The 22,667-nt window shown below is 37.4% G+C and carries 19 protein-coding genes and 1 pseudogene; 16 read left to right on the top strand and 4 right to left on the bottom strand.

The annotated features are described in order from the left end of the window. Window positions 1-542: 542 nt before the first annotated feature. From FTX43_RS04335 to FTX43_RS15115, 3 genes are all read left to right on the top strand, one after another. A complete protein-coding gene (locus FTX43_RS04335; protein ID WP_104835500.1) occupies window positions 543-1,967 on the top strand; it encodes a helix-turn-helix domain-containing protein in 1,425 nt (474 codons plus the stop codon). A 98-nt stretch (window positions 1,968-2,065) separates the two neighbouring features. Beyond that, window positions 2,066-2,380 (top strand): hypothetical protein, encoded by a 315-nt coding sequence (locus FTX43_RS04330; protein WP_002345603.1) that lies wholly within the window; start codon window positions 2,066-2,068, stop codon window positions 2,378-2,380. A gap of 44 nt (window positions 2,381-2,424) precedes the next feature. Then, window positions 2,425-4,101, top strand: coding sequence for a hypothetical protein (locus FTX43_RS15115; RefSeq protein ID WP_261801551.1), 1,677 nt, complete (start codon window positions 2,425-2,427; stop codon window positions 4,099-4,101). Between the two features lie 16 nt (window positions 4,102-4,117). Here FTX43_RS15115 and FTX43_RS15110 read toward each other — a convergent pair whose 3' ends face one another. Further along, a complete protein-coding gene (locus FTX43_RS15110; protein ID WP_261801550.1) occupies window positions 4,118-4,423 on the bottom strand; it encodes a hypothetical protein in 306 nt (101 codons plus the stop codon). Window positions 4,424-4,532: 109 nt separating this feature from the next. Between FTX43_RS15110 and FTX43_RS15105 the strand changes: the two genes are divergently transcribed. The 12 genes and pseudogenes from FTX43_RS15105 (at window position 4,533) to FTX43_RS04275 (ending at window position 17,150) form a co-directional block, all read left to right on the top strand. After that, window positions 4,533-5,123 (top strand): hypothetical protein, encoded by a 591-nt coding sequence (locus tag FTX43_RS15105; RefSeq protein WP_261801549.1) that lies wholly within the window; start codon window positions 4,533-4,535, stop codon window positions 5,121-5,123. Between the two features lie 34 nt (window positions 5,124-5,157). Continuing rightward, a pseudogene (locus FTX43_RS04320) lies at window positions 5,158-7,061 on the top strand (VirD4-like conjugal transfer protein, CD1115 family). A gap of 215 nt (window positions 7,062-7,276) precedes the next feature. After that, window positions 7,277-7,504 carry a hypothetical protein gene (locus FTX43_RS04315; RefSeq protein WP_002310588.1) on the top strand — a complete coding sequence of 76 codons (228 nt, stop codon included), beginning with the start codon at window positions 7,277-7,279 and terminating at the stop codon, window positions 7,502-7,504. A gap of 35 nt (window positions 7,505-7,539) precedes the next feature. Next, on the top strand, window positions 7,540-8,364 hold the full coding sequence (locus FTX43_RS04310; protein WP_147606788.1) for a hypothetical protein: 825 nt from the start codon (window positions 7,540-7,542) through the stop codon (window positions 8,362-8,364). A 9-nt stretch (window positions 8,365-8,373) separates the two neighbouring features. Continuing rightward, complete coding sequence (locus FTX43_RS04305; protein WP_002314257.1) at window positions 8,374-8,754, top strand: PrgI family protein; 381 nt, start codon at window positions 8,374-8,376, stop codon at window positions 8,752-8,754. Then, window positions 8,751-11,099 (top strand): VirB4-like conjugal transfer ATPase, CD1110 family, encoded by a 2,349-nt coding sequence (locus FTX43_RS04300; RefSeq protein WP_138314875.1) that lies wholly within the window; start codon window positions 8,751-8,753, stop codon window positions 11,097-11,099. The genes FTX43_RS04305 and FTX43_RS04300 overlap by 4 nt, the downstream gene beginning before the upstream one ends. A 33-nt stretch (window positions 11,100-11,132) precedes the next feature. After that, on the top strand, window positions 11,133-13,295 hold the full coding sequence (locus FTX43_RS04295; RefSeq protein ID WP_261801548.1) for a hypothetical protein: 2,163 nt from the start codon (window positions 11,133-11,135) through the stop codon (window positions 13,293-13,295). Further along, window positions 13,178-14,227, top strand: coding sequence for a lysozyme family protein (locus FTX43_RS15100; protein ID WP_252707375.1), 1,050 nt, complete (start codon window positions 13,178-13,180; stop codon window positions 14,225-14,227). Before FTX43_RS04295 ends, FTX43_RS15100 begins: the two co-directional genes overlap by 118 nt. 26 nt (window positions 14,228-14,253) lie before the next feature. Beyond that, a complete protein-coding gene (locus tag FTX43_RS04290) occupies window positions 14,254-15,189 on the top strand; it encodes a hypothetical protein (protein ID WP_002314260.1) in 936 nt (311 codons plus the stop codon). Continuing rightward, a complete protein-coding gene (locus tag FTX43_RS04285) occupies window positions 15,189-15,794 on the top strand; it encodes a hypothetical protein (RefSeq protein ID WP_104835495.1) in 606 nt (201 codons plus the stop codon). Before FTX43_RS04290 ends, FTX43_RS04285 begins: the two co-directional genes overlap by 1 nt. A gap of 164 nt (window positions 15,795-15,958) precedes the next feature. After that, window positions 15,959-16,468 (top strand): hypothetical protein, encoded by a 510-nt coding sequence (locus FTX43_RS04280; RefSeq protein WP_261801547.1) that lies wholly within the window; start codon window positions 15,959-15,961, stop codon window positions 16,466-16,468. 4 nt (window positions 16,469-16,472) lie between these two features. Then, window positions 16,473-17,150, top strand: coding sequence for a hypothetical protein (locus FTX43_RS04275; protein ID WP_261801546.1), 678 nt, complete (start codon window positions 16,473-16,475; stop codon window positions 17,148-17,150). Window positions 17,151-17,337: 187 nt separating this feature from the next. Here FTX43_RS04275 and menA read toward each other — a convergent pair whose 3' ends face one another. From menA to pplA, 3 genes are all read right to left on the bottom strand, one after another. Beyond that, complete coding sequence (gene menA / locus FTX43_RS04270) at window positions 17,338-18,291, bottom strand: 1,4-dihydroxy-2-naphthoate polyprenyltransferase (protein WP_086309904.1); 954 nt, start codon at window positions 18,289-18,291, stop codon at window positions 17,338-17,340. A 12-nt stretch (window positions 18,292-18,303) separates the two neighbouring features. Further along, a complete protein-coding gene (locus FTX43_RS04265; RefSeq protein ID WP_002310577.1) occupies window positions 18,304-19,407 on the bottom strand; it encodes an FAD:protein FMN transferase in 1,104 nt (367 codons plus the stop codon). 91 nt (window positions 19,408-19,498) lie between these two features. After that, window positions 19,499-20,431, bottom strand: a complete 933-nt coding sequence (gene pplA / locus FTX43_RS04260) for an extracellular electron transfer flavoprotein PplA (RefSeq protein ID WP_002314265.1) — start codon at window positions 20,429-20,431, stop codon at window positions 19,499-19,501. Window positions 20,432-20,732: 301 nt separating this feature from the next. Between pplA and FTX43_RS04255 the strand changes: the two genes are divergently transcribed. Continuing rightward, window positions 20,733-22,667 (top strand): NAD(P)/FAD-dependent oxidoreductase, encoded by a 1,935-nt coding sequence (locus tag FTX43_RS04255; RefSeq protein WP_147606784.1) that lies wholly within the window; start codon window positions 20,733-20,735, stop codon window positions 22,665-22,667.

Here is a 22,667-nt window from a genome sequence, read left to right as displayed (position 1 = left end):
CATATTTTTGTTAATTAAAATAACGTAATAACTATAAAATAAATAGTTTTATATTTTGTATTTTTGTTATTTTTAATTATGTATTTATAAATCCTTATTGTACTCTCTATATTTACATTAAAAAAATAAAACATAAATAAAAAGCTTAGATAGAAATATCATGCTTATGTTCTTTAGATTATTGTTATTTAAAATAGCAAATATAACTACTGAATGAAAATTAAACCAACTATACTTTTAATTATTTTATATAAAATTGTTTTTTTTATTTATATCTTCGAGGGTTGTAAATGTTATTTCAAGGGAGTTACTCTTCATTCGATTTTTTATTTCCGAAAATAAAAGATCATTTTCTTTTATTTTTTTGATATATGCTCCATTAGATATAGTTATTTATACTGTTTATCCAAAAATAATAATTATAACATATAAAAACAGTTTTTAAGAAACAGGTTTTCCAAAATAGAAAAAAAAAATACTAAATTCTAGCGTAAATAACTGTAGGATAGATTTAATAGCAAACGAGAAAAGGGGAAGAAAAAATGGTAGGATTTTTAGAAAAGCAACTAGAGAGACAAATCATGCTGATCTGCTTGTTAAGCATGGATATGGCTGAGATCAACGACCTTGCGGAAGAGCTAAAAGTAACGGATAAAACAATTATTGCAGATATTGATAATTTTAATTCTTCTTGTTTTCCTGCGTACATCGAGGTCAATCAGTATAAAGAAGTAACGTTGAAAATACCCAGTAACCTCAATTTAGATGATATTTTTATCAAGATCCTAAATAATTCTATCTATATAGAAGTCTTAAAATACATTCTGATTTCAGAACCATCACTAACTGAGATTTCAGCTAAATTATTTTTGAGTAAGACAAGTGTCAGGAGAATCATTACCAAAATAAATACGTACTTTTCAAAAGAAAGATTAGATATACAAATCATCTTAACCACCAGACTTCAAATCATCGGTGATGAAATCTATATTCGCAAATTTTTCTCAAGTATGTTCAAAGAAATCTGCAAAGAAAAAGATCTTCCTTATTTTGAAATGATTTATAAAATGTTGAAACGCTGTTTGATCAAGCAAGGACGGGATGCTAGCTCTTCTAAAATCATTTATACAGTCTATTATATTTTTACTTCGATCATTCGAATCGGGAACGACCATCTGATTCCTAAAGGGGAACTGGCAGATCGACCAGCTGTCGTTGATTCAATTATGGAAACGATCAAGAGTGATACTGTCTTCTGCACACTTATTAATCAAAATTATAAATTTGTGATCAGTAGAGAAAATATAGAAAATATTTTGAGTCCATATCTCAGTCTGCTTTTTACCAATCCAGCTGAAACAGATGAGTATATGCTCAGAAGAGTAGAACTGTTTCTTAAACATTTCTATTATCTTTCCAATATCAATGAAACGGTCACACCTGAAAAGGTTTTGCATTTTACCAGTTTTATTACCTTTTATAAAGAATTGACTTTTTTCAAAGTCAGCTATGCAGATATCTTTTATAAGAAAATCCTAAAGAAAAAAGTCCAGATATGGGAAGCTTATCAAAGTGCATTGATTATCTCTAACTTGTCCTCTGTACGGAAAAATGAACTTTTGTTAAAAGAATTACTGTTGGAGCTGATTGTCTCTTCGAATGAATTACTGCATCAAGTGGAGCCAAAATTAAAAGAACGGTCTATTTTGTTATTAAGTTCACAAGAAATGGGACTGCCTATTTTATATAAGAACTTGATTTTGAATAAGTACCCTTCTTTTAAGAAAATCGATATTTATGAAAAAGATGTTTTTTCTTTAGACTATACACTGATCAACCAATACGACCTAGTATTGACCGATGTGAATTTGAATTTAAATCGCATATCTTCTGCCATTCTGAAAATTTCTAAAGTACCGACGGATGCTTTCTGGCATAATTTGGAAACATTTCTTCATTCTACTTAAGAAAAGAGTTGCCAATAAATTATTATTTCGGAAAAAGTAGGCGTGGTATAGACAATTTTCAGCGTTAAGATAAAAATAAAAACACTGGAGGAACGAAAATGAAAGAGTTAATCGGTTTATTTTGTATTTTATCCTTTACGTTCAGAATATTGGCCTCAATGATCAAAGCATTGTATTACGTGGCAAGAACCCTTGTTTTATTACCAGTCGCAGGATACAAGTGTTACAAAGAATGCAAAGCCAACAAAAGAGAGAGCAATCTTTTAAATATTTCATCTACATCATCAAGGGAAAACAATAGACAATATGGGACTATTGCCAATCGGATATCAGAAGCTTTCAAGGATGCAGATAAGACAAATGAGTCAAAAAACGAACCGATTTTACACAAGGAACAAGCAATTTGTCGTTAACCGCAACTGTATATAGAGTAAAAATCTGAGAGGAAGTAAAAAAGATGCTTACACCAATCAATCAAAAGTTATTTGAACTTCTGGAATACAACTTGGCAGATGAACGATTTACAAAAGAACCATCTCCCTTCGTAAACCCACGCGACCCGAACATTGAAATCAATATGGATAAGTTGAACGAATCTGTTTCAGAAGCAATTGAGGGGAAAATAAAAACGTTAACTGATGAACAGAAGCTATATAGTTATCTTTCGGAGGAAAAGCAACTTCAAATTGTGATCAATAACATAAAGAAACAACCTTTAGGGGAGATGGAGCAGGAAAAAAATTTTTTAGAGGAAAAGGTCCAGAAAGTCACTGAACATAAAAATAAACTTGAACAACAAAGAGAGTCTGTTACTTATGGAGCTCCTGAGAAACCAGCTCTTAACACCGATAGCTATCAAAATGAAATGCTGATCTTATCTAGAATAAATGTGGCAGAAAACAAATATCGTCTTGATCAAATAAATGAGCCTTCTAATAAAGCTAGGGAAAGAGTAGAAAAACTAAGAATAGAAGCTACCCAGTTAAAAAAACATTTGTCTAGAGATTTAGAGAAAAAAAAACAAGAAATCACAAAAATTGAATCCACTTTGCCTCCAGCACCTGAGGATAAAGAGCGAAGAAAAAGTTGGGAAATGAATAACAATGTGGTAATTGTACAGCTCCAAAAACTAATAGAAGAAAAAGCAGTCATCGAATCACAGATATCGGCAATAGCTAAGATTGAACGTTCTCAAGATGTTCCTACTAAGACAAAAGAATTTTCACAAGAATTACCGAAAAAGGAAGATACCCCCAACGAGCAGCCTAGCCAAATAGTCAAAGAAAGTGTACCTTTGCATCGAGCTGATAGTGAAAAGGTGCAGCCGAGTATTCCAGTGCCACCACCTATGCCACGTGATCCATTATGGCAGAGACAAGAAACACAAAAATCAGAGAAAGCACCTCATCCTATTGACCCGAACGTTATCATTCAAGAGAATCCTAGCCAAAAACGGGAAAATGGACCTCGTCCAAGAGCTGCTAGCGATCCTGGAGAGTTCAGGACAGACGTACCAGATAGTGGTAAAAAGACGCAAGATACACCTGAAATAGCCAAGGAAGTTACACCAGATATATCAAATAAAGATGCTTTACATACAGCAATCGGCGAAAACTTAAAAGCTAGACAAGAACTACTCCAAGTGACGATCGAAAAACAAAAAGAAATATTTGGTATCATTCCTAAAAAAGCGAAACATTTACCAGAATTAAATGCGATAGATAAGAAGATCCAAGAAAATGAAGCCGAACTCGCGAAACTGAAGATCCAGTTAGATGACCCTAAAACGTGGAAGCCCGAAATGATTCAACTGCCAAAAGGGCAATCAGCTACTGTTGAAAATATCAAAGCAGATACAGACAAGATCAAAACAGATATCGAAAAGATCAAAAGCATGGATATCAAAGATTTAAAAAAAGAACTATTCCCACATTCTAAAAAAATGCGTTGGCTCCGCCGAGCGTTGCATCTATGGCCTTTGGCGGCATATCCTTTATTTGTGAGTTGGGCAGTGATGATTTTACCAGCTCTGACGGTTAGTCTCTATGCGGCACCAGTTGCGATTACTGCTTTTTCTTTCTTTTGTGCCAGTTATTATGTCCCTAAATTAATCAATTATGCGAGAAAAAAATAGCCAATCGACGCGAAGCTCAGAAAGATAAAGAAGAACTAAATAAAGGACTGACAAAAGAAAAAGAGCAGCCAGAAGCAGCAAAAGAAGCAACAAAAGAAGTAACAAAAGAAGCAGAAAAAGAAGCAAAGAAAATAGATATAACGACAAATGAAAAAGACAAAGAAACGCTTAAAGGAGAAAAAACGGCAGAACCAAGTCTGGAACCTTCCACGAAAAAAGATTGGAAAGCCAAAACGAAAGATTTCTTGAAGAACAATTGGAAGACGCTAGCGATCATAGTAGGCGGAAGTACGTTGATTGCAGTGGCTTCTGTATTCCTCATGCCAATCATTGCACCTGGACTAGTTGGGGCCGGTATATTTACTCTTGGAACTGTAGCGTTGATGGGGGCTTCTGTGGGTATCGGGGCGCAACTGATTGACAAATTTGGATTGAAAAAAGTAGAAAATCATTTGAATAAAAGAGAAGAGAAAAACTTTGATCAAAAATTAGAAAAAGCACTTCATTCATTTGACCTCTCGAATCAAAAAGAAGAGAAAGTTAAAGAGGTACAAGAAAAAACAAAAGACTCAAAAGTGCAAGAAACAAAAGAACAAAACATCTCGTCAGATAGTTCTCGAACAAGCTCAGTAGTTTCTCAGGATGCTTTAGGTGCCAAAAGAAGCTCAATAAGTTCTCAAGGTTCTCTTGGACCCATAGACTACAACTTGTTTGCACACTCAAAAGATAACCAACAAGTGAAAGCAGAGATTCACGCAGAGCCAAATAGGAAAGTATCACTCGAACAAGGAAAGGAATCAAACAAAGTAGTTCCTATAAATCAAAAATTGACAGAAAATAATCGAAATGCGCCTTCTCAAGGTTCACCAGTAGCAGGGCCACGTCAATTTCAAGAGTTAAAACAAGATGCAGTTGTTAGAGCAAGTAATCAAAACGGAAAAGATGATAGCAATAGAAACAGCCCAGCACGTACCAGAAGCAACAGTCAACCAACTCCAAAAAAGGAGCAGAGTGTTCTATAAATGAAACAGAAGAAAAAACGAAAAGGAGAGTCATGTGAAAAATTCACGTTCTATGGTTTTTAGTTTTCATTTTTTAGTCTTTAGTATACTTTTGTATTTTGGTAATCGAATCGCTTTTTTGTTTTTAAGTGAGGAATTTACTTCATTTGAGCTAGCAGACCGAATTATGGAAGCAATTAATCAAAGCTTTGCAGAAATTGCGAAATTCAGTCCCCATATCGAATTTGAACAAATGTCGCTTCTAGTAGGTGTCGTTTCAGGAGTTAGCTATGTGTTATTCGTTTTGTATAAGACGTTCGATACTAAAAATACTAGACCCAATGAAGAATACGGAAGCGCACGTTGGGGAAAAGCTGGGGATATCCGTCCATTTATTGATAAAAAGAAAGATTTCAATATCTTATTGACGAAAACAGAAAGTCTGTCTTTGTCTGGTCGAATGAAGATCACTAAAAGAGACAACTTCAACCGTAATAAAAACATCGTCGTGGTGGGGGAGCCGGAAGTGGTAAAACTCGGTTCTTTGTAAAACCTAACCTGATGCAGATGCATTCTTCCTATGTTGTCAGTGACTCCAAAGGATTATTGTTGATGGAGACAGGAAAAATGTTTGAAGAAGCGGGATATAAGATCAAGATTTTTGATTTGATCAACCGGAAAGCAACCGACTACTATAATCCTTTCAAATATATCAGAAATGAAGATGATATCTTAAAAATCATCAACAACTTGATCAAGAATACAACCGATCCGGATAAAAAAGGTGGAGATGGATTCTGGGAAAAAGCAGAGACTGCATTGTTGATGGCGATTTTCAGTTACTTGATCCAAGAAGTCGTGGAAGAAGATCGAACATTGGGAAGTGTGATCGAATTGGTTCGATTAGCTGATATCGAGGAAGATGTCCCTAATTTTGTCAGTCCGTTAGATGTATTATTTCAAGAATTAGAACAAAAAGACCCACAAAATTTTGCTGTTGCACAATACAAGATTTTCAAATTATCAGCCGGGAAAACAACAAAAAGTATTTTAGTCAGCTTAGGTGTACGTCTAGCGCCATTCGACATTCCAAGTGTCAGACAGTTGGTATCAAAAGATACATTGGCGTTAGATTCAATCGGTGATCAGAAAACTATTTTATATATCTTGTTACCGGATACAGACACAAGTTTCAACTTTTTAGCTAGTATGATGTACCAACAGTTGTTCGATATGCTTGTTTACAAAGCTGACAATGTATACAAAGGCAGACTACCAGTCCATGTACGCTGTATTCTAGATGAGTTTGCCAACATTGGCCAGATTCCTGATTTTGAAAAAGTCATTTCCGTTGTTCGAAGCCGGGAAATCTCAACGAGTGTGATCTTGCAAAATATCAGTCAGCTGAAAACATTGTATAAGAACACATGGGAAACGATCATCGGTACGAGTGACACCTTCTTATACTTGGGAGGGATGGAACAAAGCACCCATGAATACATCTCTAAATTATTGGGTAAAGAAACGATCGAACAACGAAATATCAGTGTAACAAAAGGGGCAAACGGTTCGTTCAATGAAAGCTTCCAAAAACTAGGGAGAAACCTGATGGATCCTGACGAAGTCGCAAGTTTGAAAGGGCAAGAATGTATCTTGAAAATTCGAGGAGCCCATCCGTTCCTATCTTCAAAATATGACATCACTAAACACAAGAATTATAAAAAACTCGGAGACGTCACAGAGAAATATATGTATACGCGAGATTTTTCCGAGCAAGAGGAACAGTTGCTTCCTGGACAAGAGGAATTGCCTTACGAACCAGATGAACTATTGCTCTCAGACTTTGACGAGACATTAGATGAATCAGATGACATGATCGATGAGGAAGACTTGTATGACGAGTATCAAGAAGAGCCTGATGATGACTATGACGAGGAAGCCTTGAGAGAAACAGTTTGATTATGGGAGTAGGAACGGCAGCTCTACACGAATGGAAAGAGGGGTTCTTTTGGAACTCCTTCTTTATGTGTAAATGACCAAGAAAGATGTTTTCTGAAACGTTCCAAAATTTTCTGAATTTAGAAATAACTGTGAGAGAGTAAGGGAGAATTTTCGCTATACTGAAATTAGGCTTAAAAAATAAAAATTAATTAGAGAAGGAGACTGTAATTATTATGGATTCAGGATTGTTACAACAGGTGTTTACATTAGTTTCACGTTTTACTTTAGTTGGAGGCGGTTTGTGGCTCATTTGGGGGACGATTATTTTAGCAGGTGCCTTAAAAGATAAAAATGGACCTCAGCTGCAGCAGGGTATCTGGCAAATCGTTGGTGGTGGATTAATTCTAGTGGCTGCAGGCTGGTTTGCTACATCCTTTGATATGAGTTCTTTGTTGCCATGAGTCTGAATACAATGAGGATGATAGGAGTTTAGCATATGCACACAGCGATAATGAGTCTCTTCAATCAGATTATTGCTTATCTGAATGGAGAAGATTTACAAGCTATGTTGAGTCAGGATCTGCAGTCTTATATGTATGATGCATACAGTTTGGTTATGCGTCTACAGCAACATGTAGTAGGACCGATTGCCTTATCAATATTGGCTATTTTTGTTCTTTTGGAGTTCCAGAAGATCTCAATGAAAGTAGAAGGGGCAGGTGGTGCCCCTATGCTTGGATTCGAGATGATTATGAAAGCACTGATTAAATTCGTGCTTTGTTACATAGTAATTTTAAGAATCCAAGACATATTAGACGGAATCATCATTATTACCAGCAACTTGACTGCCAGAGTGATCGAGGTTGGAAATGATGGTGTACTGAATAATGTAGCAGATCGGGTAAGTTCAGCAGTCGCCGACCTCTCATGGTGGGAACAACTAGTTATTCTATTAGTCATGTGTATCATGTTTTTGGTTTCACTTGTTGTGCGAGTGTTGATCCAAGTAACGATCTATCTAAGATTCTTGGAACTTTATATTTTTTGTGCTATGGCACCAATCCCAATGGGGACACTTCCAAACCAGGAATTTTCAGCAATGTCGAAAAGCTTTTTCAAGAATTTTGCGGCCACGGGACTACAAGCAACATTTATTGGCTTGGTCTTAGTTATCTATCCGCTTTTGTTTATAAAAATCATGGAAGAAGTCGGTAGCGGAATCTGGGGGATCATCATGGGATTGACCATTTATATGCTTGCTCTACTGCTTTCAATCAATAAAACAAAAGGATGGGCAAAAACATTGCTCTCTGCATCATAAGGAGGAACTATGGCTGTCGAAGTAAAAGTACCGAAAGATATCAAAGAATACAGAGAAAAAGTAATCGCTGGTATGACTTTAAAGCAGTTACTTTGTCTGAGTATCGCTGCTGGAGTAAATATCGTGATCAGTCTGATTTTCATCGCATGGCTGAAGATCCCGATGGAAATCACCAGCTGGCTGATGATCCTTTCGTCGATCCCAATCGTTTCATTTGGTTGGTTCAAGCGAAATGGATTGACCTTCGAAGTGTATATCAAACAATTTTTCAAATATCATTTTTCTCCTGGCATCCGTAAGAAGCAAGGGGTATCAATGAAAGAAGAGAAAAAAGTAGCTGAAACCGTAAATGTAGAAACAAATAAAGATACAGGCGGACAAGAAACATGATGAAGTTGAAGTCATTCACTCAAACAAGAAAATTAAAGAAAAAATTGAAGAACAATGAACCAAAGGCACAAAAGAAGGGAAAGAAATCACAAGATCTACAAGAGACGGATCCTTTGAGAGCAACTTTTGCATTTCAAGAAATCTTTCCTAGCGGTATTTGTCAAATCGATGATATCACTTATTCTACTACCATCGAACTAGAAGACATCAATTACCAATTATCGTCTGAAGACAACCAAATCGAGATTTTTTCTCAGTATTGTGATTTTTTGAATTCCTTAAGTAGTAAGACGAAATTACAGCTGACCGTCTATAAAAAGAAACGACCTTTAGCAGATTTGCAAAAAGTTCTTTATTATCAAGAAAAAGGTGACTTTTTAGATGACTACCGGTCAGAAATGAATGAAGTCATCTCTAGAAAATTAGATGAAGAAAAAAATGGGTACCGCAAATGTATCTTGTTCACTTTTGTACAAAAACATACAAAAATAGAGCATGCAGAAAAAGAACTAGAAATGGTGGCTGATCGCTTTGCAATGTTTGCCAGTCGATTAGGAAGCAAGATCAAGCGCATCGAAAAAACAGAATTATTGACAATCCTCTCAGAGATTTTAGGGACAGATGATAAAAGAGAGAAGCAAAAGGTCGAAGATGTATTGCCAGAAGTCATTGAGATAAAAGAAAACAAAAACTATCTAAAGGTAGATACGCATTATGCAAAAACGATTTATCTTCAAGAATATCCTTCTGAATTAGCAGATACGTTCTTATACGAGCTGTTAGAAATCCCGAAAGAATTAGTGATTACTCTTCATATTGATCCTCTAGAGCAAGATGAAGCTTTTGATTTAGTGAAAACAAAGCTAGCATTCATGGAGCAACAAAAAGTCGATGAGCAAAAAAAGGCGTTGCAAAACGGATATGATTACGAAATGCTTTCTTATGACCTTTCGTATTCATTAACAGAAGCAAAAGGCTTGGTAGACGATTTGCAAAATAGAGGTCAAAAGCTTTATGCGATGACAAGCTCGATTCATTTTCGGGCAGGAACAACTGAACAGCTGGCGGAGATTCAAGACGAAGTGAATGCAGTAGGACGTCGTTTTGGATTCAAGATCATTGAATTAGAATTTATGCAGGAGAATGGACTAAATGCAACACTCCCGCTAGGAATAAATTCGATACCGTTAGATCGTACGCTATCAACAGCCAGCACAGCGATTTTTATCCCATTCACCATATCTGATTTGATCCAAGAAAACGGAAAATATTATGGAGTGAATGCTATTTCTAAAAATATTCTTTCACTAGATAGAAAACTTTTAAAAGCCCCCAATGGATTCGTTCTTGGGACACCGGGCTCCGGAAAAAGTTTTTCTGTCAAACGGGAGATAGTCAATGTCTTGTTACGAGATGCAGAAGATGAAGTCATCATTATTGATCCAGAACGGGAGTATTCGGTCATCGGTCAGAATTTCAATGGAGAGATCATCAAGATATCCAGTGATTCTGCAACAACGATCAACCCGATGGATATCAATGAAAACTATGGGGACGATACCGACCCTGTAGTATTGAAGTCAGAATTCTTGATTTCTTTGTTCGATTTGATTATTGGTGGGGCACTAGGTTTGAGTTCTGCTCAAAAAACGCTGATCGACCGTGTCTGTCGTAGAACATATGAAATAATGAGCGGTGCTATGCCGACTTTTGTTGATTTTTATAACATATTAAAAGAACAGGAAGAAGAAGAAGCAAAGCAGTTAGTCATGGATCTAGAGATTTATATCGAAGGAAGTTTGTCAGTGTTTTCTGCCAAAACAAACGTGGATATCACGAAGCGGCTTGTCATTTACGATATTAAAGATCTTGGGAAACAATTGAAGACAATGGGGATGTTGATCGTTTTAGACCAAGTATGGAATCGGATCACGGAAAACAGGGAACGAGGCGTGCGAACATGGCTGTATATCGATGAGATGCAACTTTTGTTCACCAATGAATATTCAGAGAATTACTTTTTTGAATTATGGAGTCGGGCAAGAAAATGGGGGGCCATTCCAACAGGGATTACTCAGAATGTGGAGACATTGCTGCTATCGGATCTTGCACGAAGAATGTTGTCTAACAGTGACTTCGTCATGATGCTCAATCAGGCTAAATCAGACAGGACACAGCTCGTTCGATTATTCGATATCTCAGAAGAACAAGAGAAATACGTAGTCAATTCTCCAGAAGGCTATGGATTAATGGTATTTGGGGATACCACTCTCCCGTTTTACGATCATTTTCCAAAAGATACGAAGCTGTACAAAATGATGTCGACCAAGCCTGGAGAAACATAATAAAGTAAAAACAAGCAGAAAGGATATGTGATAGTGGCTGATTCGGAAAATCCAATAGGAGATATTGAACTGGATAACGAAAGAGAGGATGAGAAAGGAAGCAGCTCCACTTCCAAGTCTAAAGCAGAAAATATTGTTTTAAATAGAAACGGTGAGAAATCATCAAAAACAAAAGTCTTCAAAACGAGTAGTGAGAAAAAGAAAAACATTCGGTTGAAGAAAAAAAACGGGAAAAAAGTAAAACTGATAACTTCGAATACGCGTAAAAAACGCCTTCGTGCCATGCTTCTCGAAAAAAGAATTGTCGCAGTGCACAATCCAAAAATCGCGAAACAGCAAAAGTTATTTCGAAGAAGACAATTACTTTTAAAATCAAAAAAAGAGCTAAAGTTGGAAAATGCTCGCCAAACGAACCAACAACATATCATTCAACGGGAAAAACCGAATGAGCAGACATATCGAAATAGTGTCATTTCAGATAAGCAAACAACCCAAGACATTACTCGCAAGCAAAAATATCAAAAGCAGTTTTTGCAAAAAGAATTGAAGTATACGGGATATGTCAGTGAAGCAAAAAAAGCTTCTTTACAACAAAAGCAAGCGACCGTTACTCGACAAGCTAAATCAACTCAATTTTCTACTCAATCTTATAAAAGAAAATATCAGCGTTCGACTCTCTCTGCTCAATCGAAGCAAACGGGTCAAACGAGCCAGAAATATAAGAGACAATCTGGACGAGCGAGCACATATAGCGTCAAGAATATGAAACATAAAGTAGACCGTTCATTACAACGAAATATTTCGCCTAAAAATCGTTTTCGTTCACAGATAAAGGAATTAGTGATTGATAAGGTAGGACGAGATGGGGACGGCAATTTGAATTTAATCGGGCTATTGATTGCGCTGTTTATTTTAGTACCGATATTGTTGAAACTGATTATCATCATTACCATCGTTGCAATAGTCATAACCGTCATCACAGTGGTTATTTCTATTTTCATGTTTATTGCTAGTCTATTCGTGATAAAGACCGAAGATATGGCGCTTGAAGAAGCCTATCGTTACGTCACACATCTAGATGCTCTCAAAAATAAGAATGTTTATAATGCTTACCAAAATTTGATCAATGACGACGCATTCGATGAAGTGTACTTCATGGTCAATGGTGTCCAATCAGATCCCGAGACGTTTTTATATTCTTCAAATGGCGATAGTTACTTATACTATTTGAATGCAAAATTCGAAGATTACGATATCGATGAATTAGCAATAGCGAAATATCGGGAAAGGATTGCTCAAAAAACCGGTCAATGGATTCCTAATCGTGGAAGTATCTATGCTATTTTTGCAGATGCTCCATATACATTGACTGATCATCCAGTTAGAGTGAATAAAGTCAGAGATGAGATCCTTGCAATCCATGATATGGTCTATAACTACAGTACACTGGCCGAACTTGGCAAACAGATTGAAACAACGACCGTCACGATCGATGAAGAGACTGGAGAAGAGAAAGTAGAAGTCAAGACGGAAACAAAAGATATTGTCACAATAAATATCAACATCCAAACATTAGGAGAAATGCTAGATTCAGACCCGGAAGTAGATGTCTATACGATGAGAGGAGGAATTATTCCTTCAAACAATGATCCTTATTACGGCAGAGTATCTGCATTTGATGAAGAGGAAGTTGATAAATATTATCCAATCAGTGATTTAGATCGCTTTGAGAACAAAATCTTTTTACTTAATCCATTCGGAGCCACTCATTACGCAAGTGTAATCGAAAATTACGGATATCGTGGACGAAATCCAGATGATAGAAACAATGATATTGTGCTAGAAGCAGAGCCAGGGACGCCAGTCTACGCAATGGGAGAAGAAACGATTGATGGGACCTTAGGGGGGATACAGGCAGTCCAGGTTTACGTACATGGGTCTACATCAATGAATTTTCATTTTATCTGCATTATCGAAATATCAATCTTGTACCTGGACTACGTTCAGGTCAGCGATTATCTGCAGGTGACCTTATTGGATATACTCGTTCTGATAATGGTGGTAATTTGCTTATGGATATGGAACTTTATCGTTTCTGGCACGCAGATCCACCACTATATCCAGCAGTATATATCGATAATCTTTCTTTTGCTCATGAGACGAATCTCGGTTATTTCCGCAGTGGGGGAGGGTTGAGAGGGGAACTAATCAATCCACCAGCTTCTGTTACTAAATGGCGGGAGAAAGTGGCCGAAGAGACAAAGAAGAATGATATCGAAGGGTATGAAAATGCGATTTTATCTATTATCTGGGTAGAAACAGGCGGAAATGAGAGAGAATTTCCGGATATCATGCAAGCCAGTGAATCACAAGGAAGACCGCCTAATTCAATTAGAAGTCCAGAAGAATCCATCGAAGTTGGCGTACGTTATTTTGCTCGTCTTCTGAAAAAAGCACAGGAAAACCAGAAGAATGAGCGAGCTGCTGTCCAGGCATATAACTTTGGAGAAGGATATTTAGATGACTTGATCCGAAGAAATAGTGATTACTCCTTTGATGACAGCAGAATCTTTGCCCGAGATAAAAGTAATGGGAAAACCGTTCCGTATCACAATCCTATTGCGTTGCGGTTTGGTTATACGTGGCGATATGATTATGGAAATATGTTTTATGCGCAACTTGTAACGAATAATATCATGGTCGAGAGTGGACGTATGGTAGAAATAGCTAGAGAAGAGTTAGGGAATTTGAATGGTGATAAATACTGGCGCTGGTTTGGTTTTGAAAATCGTGCAGAATGGTCTGCGATGTTCGTTTCATGGGTGGCAGATCAAGCAGGGTATATCAACCAGAATCGAGTATTGAAGACTCCGAATGTATTAGCGATGAGAGACTGGTTCTACGAAAATGAAAAATTCAAACGTCATGATGAAGAGTATTTACCACAATCTGGTGATCTTATTTTCTTTGATTGGACAGGTGGAAGAACTGGCAAGGATTTTGTCGGAATCGTGGAATATGCAGGGGGCGGAATGGTCCAAGTCATCGAAGGAAATTCCGACAATCGAGTAAGAAGAAGAACCTATGCTTTAGATAGCATAGCTATCTCGGGGTATGGAACCCCATAATCTTATTTTTTAAGAAAGGTGCGAAGATGCTTAAAAATTTTTTAGAGACGAAAGCTGGAAGAAACATCATTATAGGTTTAGCTGTTCTAATCGTGGTCGTTATTACTCTTGTCACTTATTCACTGATGAGTGGGAAACCAAAGGAAACAGCCCAAGCAAATGATAAGACAGAACAGACCCAAGAAAGCAAAGAAACGATCGGACGTTATAACGGAACAATCTACAGCGGAACATGGTATTCGAACCGTTCGGATGATATGTATATCGAGTTAGATGCAGATGGAACTTACTGGGCTTCTTCCTGGATTCCTAAAGGCGAATACTACCTCAAGGACCAAAACATTATGGTTTTAGAAGCAGAAGATGGAAAAACAAAGGAATTCCAATTACAAACACGGATGGGTAGCACAGTGATGTATCTGAAAGAAGGAGAAGAAGAGATTTTCTTATATCCGAATGAAGACATCAAACAAAAAATGGAATCAGAAAATGCCGAACAAATCGAAGCGGCTGAAAAAGCAGTGAACCAAATGTGGTCTGATATCTTGACGCAAGGTCACTGGGAGAACAAAAATTCAGATCGAACATTCAAGTTGGAATTCAAAGACGGAGAGTACGTCCAAACGAAAATCGAAGGTGACGATGAGGAGACGGAGACTTTCAAATATACTATTTCAGGAATAGTTACCGAACAAAGTGGAGCAACCATTTCTTTAAGCAGAACCGATAGTAACGATAGAAAGCAAGATATCAACTTCAAAATAACAGAGGAAGGATCAAAATATATTTTGGCAGGACCAGTAGGGACCTTCAAGTGGAACTCTTACTATGAAAAAAAATATGACGATGTCACACTAACGCAAGATGGGACAACACGAGACGATTTGCCCGAACGGACGATAGAGACAACAGATGAAGAAGGGAACAAGGTCATTATCACTGAAAGAGATGTGACAAGCTAATGGATGGAAACAACGCTAGCAAAGACAAAGAAGTAGAACTCACGGAAAGAGGGTTTCTCTATCTTGCTAAAAGTACTCCCCGTATTTTATTATTTGCCGTGAAGTTTCTATATAGAATTGTAATAGGAACGATCAATCTTGTGAGACAGAGAAGGTTTCGCGAGATTATTAAAAGCCTAACGAGTGTTCCAATAGTCTTCTTTAAACTTTTATATAACGCTAGAACAAGAAGTATCAATTTTGTGGAAAAAATGCAGGGGAAACAAAAAGAAAACAAACAAGAGAACCAAAAAAATGGAGCAGTCCAAAATGAGAGTCAGACCCAAAGTCAGGATCTAAAAGGCAAAAAGCCAGAAATTACTATATCACGGAATAACATCAATAGAGAACTAGGACCGTCAATGCAAAATTCAGGAGGAACAAAAGCAGAGGGGGTTGAACTACTAAGAAGCAACAAAGCTGCTAGAGCGCGGGTCCAAAGTCCAACACAGAACCGGAAACGTTCATTAAGTGAGATTACAGCTTCCGCAACTAAGAAAGCTAACAAATGGAATGAAAGGGTGCTTAATGAGAGAAGAATTTCACCACCATCAAGATCTAGATAAGTGAAAAAATCGAAAGTGCTTAGGAAGAACGAGATTTCCATCTCTTCCTAAGCATTTTCTAAATCAAGCGTATAACAGTTTGTATCTCAACAATAGACAAATGAAACAAGGCGCAATGGTCAACAGCACATGACTCGATTTAGCGAATAAAGCGGAGGTTCATGATGGATAAACGAGAAAAAGCTTATTTACGCAACAGTAAGAAAGCATTGAATAATCACTTTACTTATATTTTAGATAACGTCAAAAAAATCGAAAAAAAGTTAAACAAACAACAGGAAAAAATGACTGCACCTCCTGAAAGGCAAGTGTTGCTTGATGAATATAATCAAACAAAAGAAACATATAGGGTGTGGAATCAACGATTAGCAGATGTCGAAGAACAGATTCTAGATGTAAGAAAGTTATTGAATAACAAAAATGATTATCAGTATAAAAGTAAGACGATGAAAAGGAAAGGGTATGTGGTGGGCACAGCCAAATCCTATTTAAGTCATAACGTTGAACGCCCGCCTAGTAATTTTCAAATCACGTTAGAAGACATTATTAAAGCTAGAGCAGCCCTTAAAAGTACCCCAAATAATCCTAGAGAAGATCAAGTCATAAAAAAAACGGTTGTCGGTAAAACAGCAAAGCCAACAGGTAGGCTTAATAAAACAAAAAGCGAGGTCTGAAAAAATGCCTAATAAGAAGGACTTAAAAAAAGAAAAAGAATTGCTGAATCAGGATTTCAAAAACGTTTGTAAAGAATGGCACACGATAAAACGAAATTTGGTTAAGGGACAAAGAGAAATACAGAAGGAAGAGATCGAGCTAAACAACCCCGAGTATAAAGCCGCTTTTAAAAAAGCATTTCAAACTGGCGAATATAAAAATAGAATGTTGATTTATAACTCACCTGTAGAACTAATTCAAGAATATCAAAAAAATTTGATTAGTTATGGAAAGATTTGTCAGAAAATGCATAATCTTGAGCAAAAAATATATAGAAAAAGAGAAGAAATCAAAAATAAACCCAGTTATGTAAAAGGTAGTAAAACATTTGAACAGTTGAACTATAAAGAAGGATTTGCTTTAGCAGCTTTAAAAAAAAGTTACAATAAATTTTATCCTAAAGAAACAGCGGATGTTATCAGTACGATCAAAGATCTTGCTGATACTGCTAATGTCAAGTTACACCTTCTCAATGAACAAGAAATATCTCAAGAGTTGAACAATTTATTGCCAGCTGTGCGTAGAGAAGGAGAGATTAATAAACAAAATCCAAACTTAGAAAATAAAGTAGGACAAGCGCGTAAAAATGCTAAGTCTATGAGAAATTCATTAGTTCAAGAAAATTCTCATCAAGTTCGCTGATACGAATCAAAAAAATAAGGAACTGTGACAAAAGTCTTGTCGCAGTTCCTTTTTCCGAATAAACGGTGTTCCAGAAGTAACTTCTTCGGAAATAAGCCGAAATTTCACAAAAATTTGAAAAGCAATTTTCGTAAACTCCTTCTTATTTCTTGAAGCTGACCACTTCTGTCACAACCTCTTCAAATCGTTAAATGGATTGCACAATGATCGTTAGTAATAGACCCAATACATAGCTAGCATTGAACAAGACCATATTTTTGATGGAATAGCTGAAACTGATAGGTTGGGGTAATGTTTGCTTGAATTGATCTAAATGCTTCTTCACAATTGGCAAAGTCAAGAAGGTGACTAAGATTGGCCATTCATAGATACCACTCAACAAGCCCATCAAGATCACAAAATAGCAAGCATACATCAATAGCTGGAATAAGACTGTTCCTGCTGGGCGTCCGATATAAAAAACCAGTGTATAGCGATGATTTTCAATATCGCGGTCAAGATCTCGCAAATTATTAGCTAACATGATATTGGCAATCGTAAACACCAAGGGTAAGGAAGCCAATACAATGGCTGCTATAGCCCAAAGGTTTCCTACCAAAGCAAATTGCCCGGATGAAAAATCGATTGTCAGATCATAGACATCCGAACCGAATGTATTAACATAAACGACCATTGCAAAAATCCCAAGTCCCATAGTCACCCCGCTGAAGATTTCCCCTAAAGGCATTCGAGACAAGGGAATGGGACCGAATGTATAGAATACTCCGATAAAACAACAGATAAATCCCATCAAAAGCAAAAGCCAACCCGTATTGATTGTTAAAATAACGCCAATAACAAAAACAAATGCGATCATCGCTAAAATCATGTTTCGGATCAATACAGGGGATAGATTTCGGCGACCAATGACGTTTTCTTCATACTTATATACTTCAGAATGCGCCTTTTCATAATCCATGTAATTATTGATCGCGGTTGTCGCTAAATCAAAAACTAGCATCCCAACAAAAAATAAAAAAGTGTTCAACCAATGTATCTCGTTAAAAAAAGCGATAGAGAATAATACCCCTACCGCAAAAGGAAATACACTAGCCACCTTTGTTCGTATTTCAACTACTTCTAAAAAGATTTTTAGTGTCATGGTTCGTGCTCCTTATTTTAGTTCAGAACGGTCACCCATCGTGTAATGGGAGTCCTCAGATAATTTGAAAGTGTCTTTGATCGGATCGGTCACATATACTTTATCGTCTTTTGTCACGAAGATTGCTTCCGTCCCATTGTTCAATTCACTTTCAACATATTCCAGACCTTTTTTCACACCCATTGAAAAGACTGCTGTAGACAGACCGTCACCATCAATGGATTTATCTGTTATGATCGTGACACTTGCGATATCGTTGTCGAATGGATAACCTGTTTTTGGATCAAACAAATGATGGTATTTTTTGCCATCTACTTCTAGATAGCGCTCATAAATTCCAGAAGTAACTAATGTTTTGTTCCGTTCTTTGATAGAACCTAAAACAGAGCCACGAGCCATATTTGGATCTTGGATGCCGACTGTCCAGTCTTGGTTTTCGCCTCTTGGGCTGTGTCCTAAGACATAGACATTCCCACCTAAATCAACGATAGCAGTAGTCACACCTTGTTTTTTCAAGACTTTCACTACTTCGTCTGTAATGTAGCCTTTGGCGATCGCCCCTAAGTCGATGATCATTCCTTTTTCTTTTAGATAGACCGTTTTTTCTTGGTCATTTAGTTCAATTTTATGATAATCCACTAATTTCAATGCCTGATCGATTTCTTCTTGTGAAGGTTTTCTGGCGTCATCAAATCCGATTCGCCATAATTGAGTGATTGCACCGATTGCCATATCGAATCCGCCTTGAGAATCTTGGCTGTATTCATAGGCTCGTTTGACTAATGTGTAGACGTCGTCAGAAACTTTTACGGGTTTGATTCCAGCCTGTTCATTCACTTCATCAATCTCGGAACCTTTTTGGTTGATCGTGATTTTATCACCAAGCTCTTTTACTCGATCAAAGGCAGGTTTCAATGCTGCTTCTTTGCCTTCATCATACACACGGATACGAACGTAAGTCCCTAACAAGAACTGTTCATCAGAGTACGGATCTTTCAAGATCTTGGTAGAAGCTGAACTTTCAGTGGTTGTTTTTTTTGCTGAATTAGTACAGCCAGTTAGCACCATAAAAGAGATGCCCAGTGTGATTAAGGAAAATAGTAGTTTTTTCCGCATTGTTTTCCTCTCTTCATTTTGAAAGGTGAGACGACTGCCTAATCTGGCTATCGTCCCACCCTCCAACTTTTATTAATATGGTTATATGATATTACTCTGTTACGATATTGTCTACTTCGATTGTTTGAGTGTCGCCTTTTTCAGCTGCATTCACTAATTGTTGTGCGTACATGATGAATGAATGTGAGCTGTGTGTAGCACCTGTAACAACTTCTACATCAGCAGGTGAGCCATCTTCTTCACCCATTGCTTTGACGAATTCATCGTTAAGAGTAGGGATGTAAGTTTTTGGTTCTGTTCCGCTTTTGGCTTTCATGTTTTCATTGTATTCTGTATCATCTTGTTTTGATTTACCGTCTTTGTCGATATAATCAAAGTTTGATTCAGTTACTTTGCCGCCAGCAACTGTCATTTCGAATTGCACACGGTAGCCGTTAGAGTAGTTCTTTTCTTCTAGCTTGTAAGTGCCGTCTTTCAAATCAGCACCATTGTCGATTTCGATTGTATCTGTGTTCCCAGCTTGAGCAGCTTGGATCAATTGTTGTGCGTAGTTTTGGAAGCTTTCAGATGAGTGAGTAGCTCCAGTTACGACTTCCACACCGCTTGCGCTTTGTGCTTTTAAGAATTGGTCGTTCAACTCAGGAATATATTTTTCTGGATTTGTGCCAGATTTTGCTTCCATGTTTTTGTTGTATTCTGCATCTTTTGTTTTTGATTCGCCGTTTTCATTGATGTTATCATATTTTGATTCAGTAATTTTACCGTCTTTTACAACCATTTCAAAAACTGCGCGGTAACCATTTGAATAATTTTTTTCTTCTAATTTATATGTGCCGTCTTGCAAGTCTCCGCCAGCAACAACTTTTGTAGATGATTCTGTTGTGCTTTTTGCAGTTGAAGATTGTGCTGTAGATGATTCAGAAGAAGAATTTGAACTTCCGTTATCATCTGCGCCGCAAGCGCCTAACACTAGAGCTGAAAATGCTAACACGGCAAATCCAGTTACAAAACGTTTTTTCTTCATTTTAATACCCCACCATTCCATTTTTAGTCCACAATTTTTCTTTGTGATTCATTATACATTCTAATCTTTTTAGCCTATAAGTCAACTATTTTTGATAAATAACCCGCGTAATATTTCAAACGTTTTCTTTCAGCAAATTTCGTGAAAAAACGCTTTATTTTAAAATTTGAAAAAAATCCAAAAGGAGTTAGACAAAAGAACAGAACATCTATATAATATATGGAGATTGTGTAATAAGTATCAAACTAAAAGAATTATCATATATTCATTATATAGATAGTCTATAAGGAGCGGATGATCAATGGCAAAGCAAAATATTGTCGTTGTAGGAGCAGGATATGCCGGTGTTTCAGCTACAAAATACTTGGCAAAAAAACTGAAAAAAGAAGATGTAGCAATTACTCTGATCGATCGTCATTCGTACCATACTATGATGACCGAGTTGCATGAAGTAGCTGGCGGACGTGTAGAACCAGAAGCAATCCAATACGATCTGCAGCATTTGTTTGCTCGTCAAAAGAATGTGCAACTTGTCACAGATACAGTTGTCGGTATCGATAAAGAACAGAAAATCGTCAAGACCAAATTGGGTTCCTATCCTTTTGATCAGCTGATCCTTGGAATGGGCGGAGAGCCGAATGACTTTGGTACACCTGGTGTCAAAGCTCACGGATTCACCCTTTGGTCATTTGAAGATTCTGTAAGGATTCGTGAACATATTGAGAAAACAGTAGCAAAAGCTGCGTTGGAACCAAATGATGAGTTGCGTAAAGCCATGCTGACTTTCGTTGTCTGTGGTTCTGGGTTTACCGGTATTGAAATGATTGGGGAACTGATTGACTGGAAAAATCGCTTAGCCAAAGATTACAAGTTGGATCCAAACGAGATCACACTGATGGTCGTAGAGGCAATGCCGACAATCTTGAATATGTTAGACCGAAGTGATGCTGCAAAAGCTGAACGCTATTTGCGTAAGCACAATGTAGAATTATTATTGAATGCACCAATCGTAGAAGTGGCTGCGGATCATATCAAGCTGAAGGACGGACGCAACATTCCGACCCACACACTGATTTGGACAGCTGGTGTTAAAGGAACTTCTGATGCTGCTGATTTTGGATTAGAAGCAGCACGCGGACAGCGGTTGATCGCCAATGAATACATGCAGGCAAAAGGCTATGAAGATAAAAACATCTATATCATCGGTGATTTAGTCTTTTATGAAGAGTTTCCAGGAACACCGACACCGCAGATCGTCCAAGCTGCTGAACAAACAGGACACACAGCCGCAGCGAATATCGTGGCTTCGATCAAAGGCGGAGAAAAGCATAAATTTAAAGGAAACTATCAAGGATTTATGGTTTCTATTGGTGCTAAATGGGGGGTAGCTAACCTATTTGACAAGATCCATTTAAGCGGATTTTTAGCTATCGTAATGAAACATATCGTGAATTTGAAATACTTCTTTGATATTCGTTCTGGTTATTATATGTTCCAATATTTAATGCATGAGTTTTTCCATATCAAAGACGATCGCAACGTGACTCGAGGACATTCTTCTCGTTACGGCAACGTTTTATGGAGTGTGCCACTTCGTATTTTCTATGGTTTAGTTTGGTTCGTTGAAGCTTCCAAAAAAATCATTGGTAATGGTGAAGTGTTCAGACCAAGTACTTGGTTTGGTGAAGGATCATGGTTCACTGGAAACAGTGTATTTCCTTGGACGTGGGAATATAATGTAACAGATGTTGCCAGTGGTGCTTCGGCTGCTGGAGATGCAACCACAGCTGCCAGCGGAGCAGGGGCAAGTGCCGGAGAAGCAGCGACTCATGCTGCACATTTCGGTTTGAGTTATGCATACGGAGAAGAACCAATGGCTGTGATCGAGAAGTCACCAGACTGGTTCACGAAGATTATGCAAGTAATCATGCCAAATAATGATGTAGCAATGTTCTTCCAAAAATTTATGGTATTCTTTGAAATCGCCTTGGCATTAGCATTGATTGCTGGATTATTCACATGGCTATGCAGTGCGACAACGATCGTATTAGTGATCACATTCTGTTTATCAGGAATGTTTTATTGGGTAAACATTTGGTTCATTTTTGTTGCTTTCGCATTGATGAACGGCTCTGGTCGTGCGATTGGTTTGGATCGTTGGGTGATTCCGTGGCTACAACGTACACTAGGCAATTGGTGGTACGGTAGACCAAGTGCCCAATACGGCAAGAAATAA

The organism is Enterococcus sp. DA9 (assembly GCF_008000875.1).
Taxonomy (GTDB): Bacteria; Bacillota; Bacilli; order Lactobacillales; family Enterococcaceae; genus Enterococcus_B; species Enterococcus_B lactis.
The sequence above is the reverse complement of the archived record's forward strand: the minus strand, read 5'-3'. Positions and strand labels throughout refer to the sequence as shown.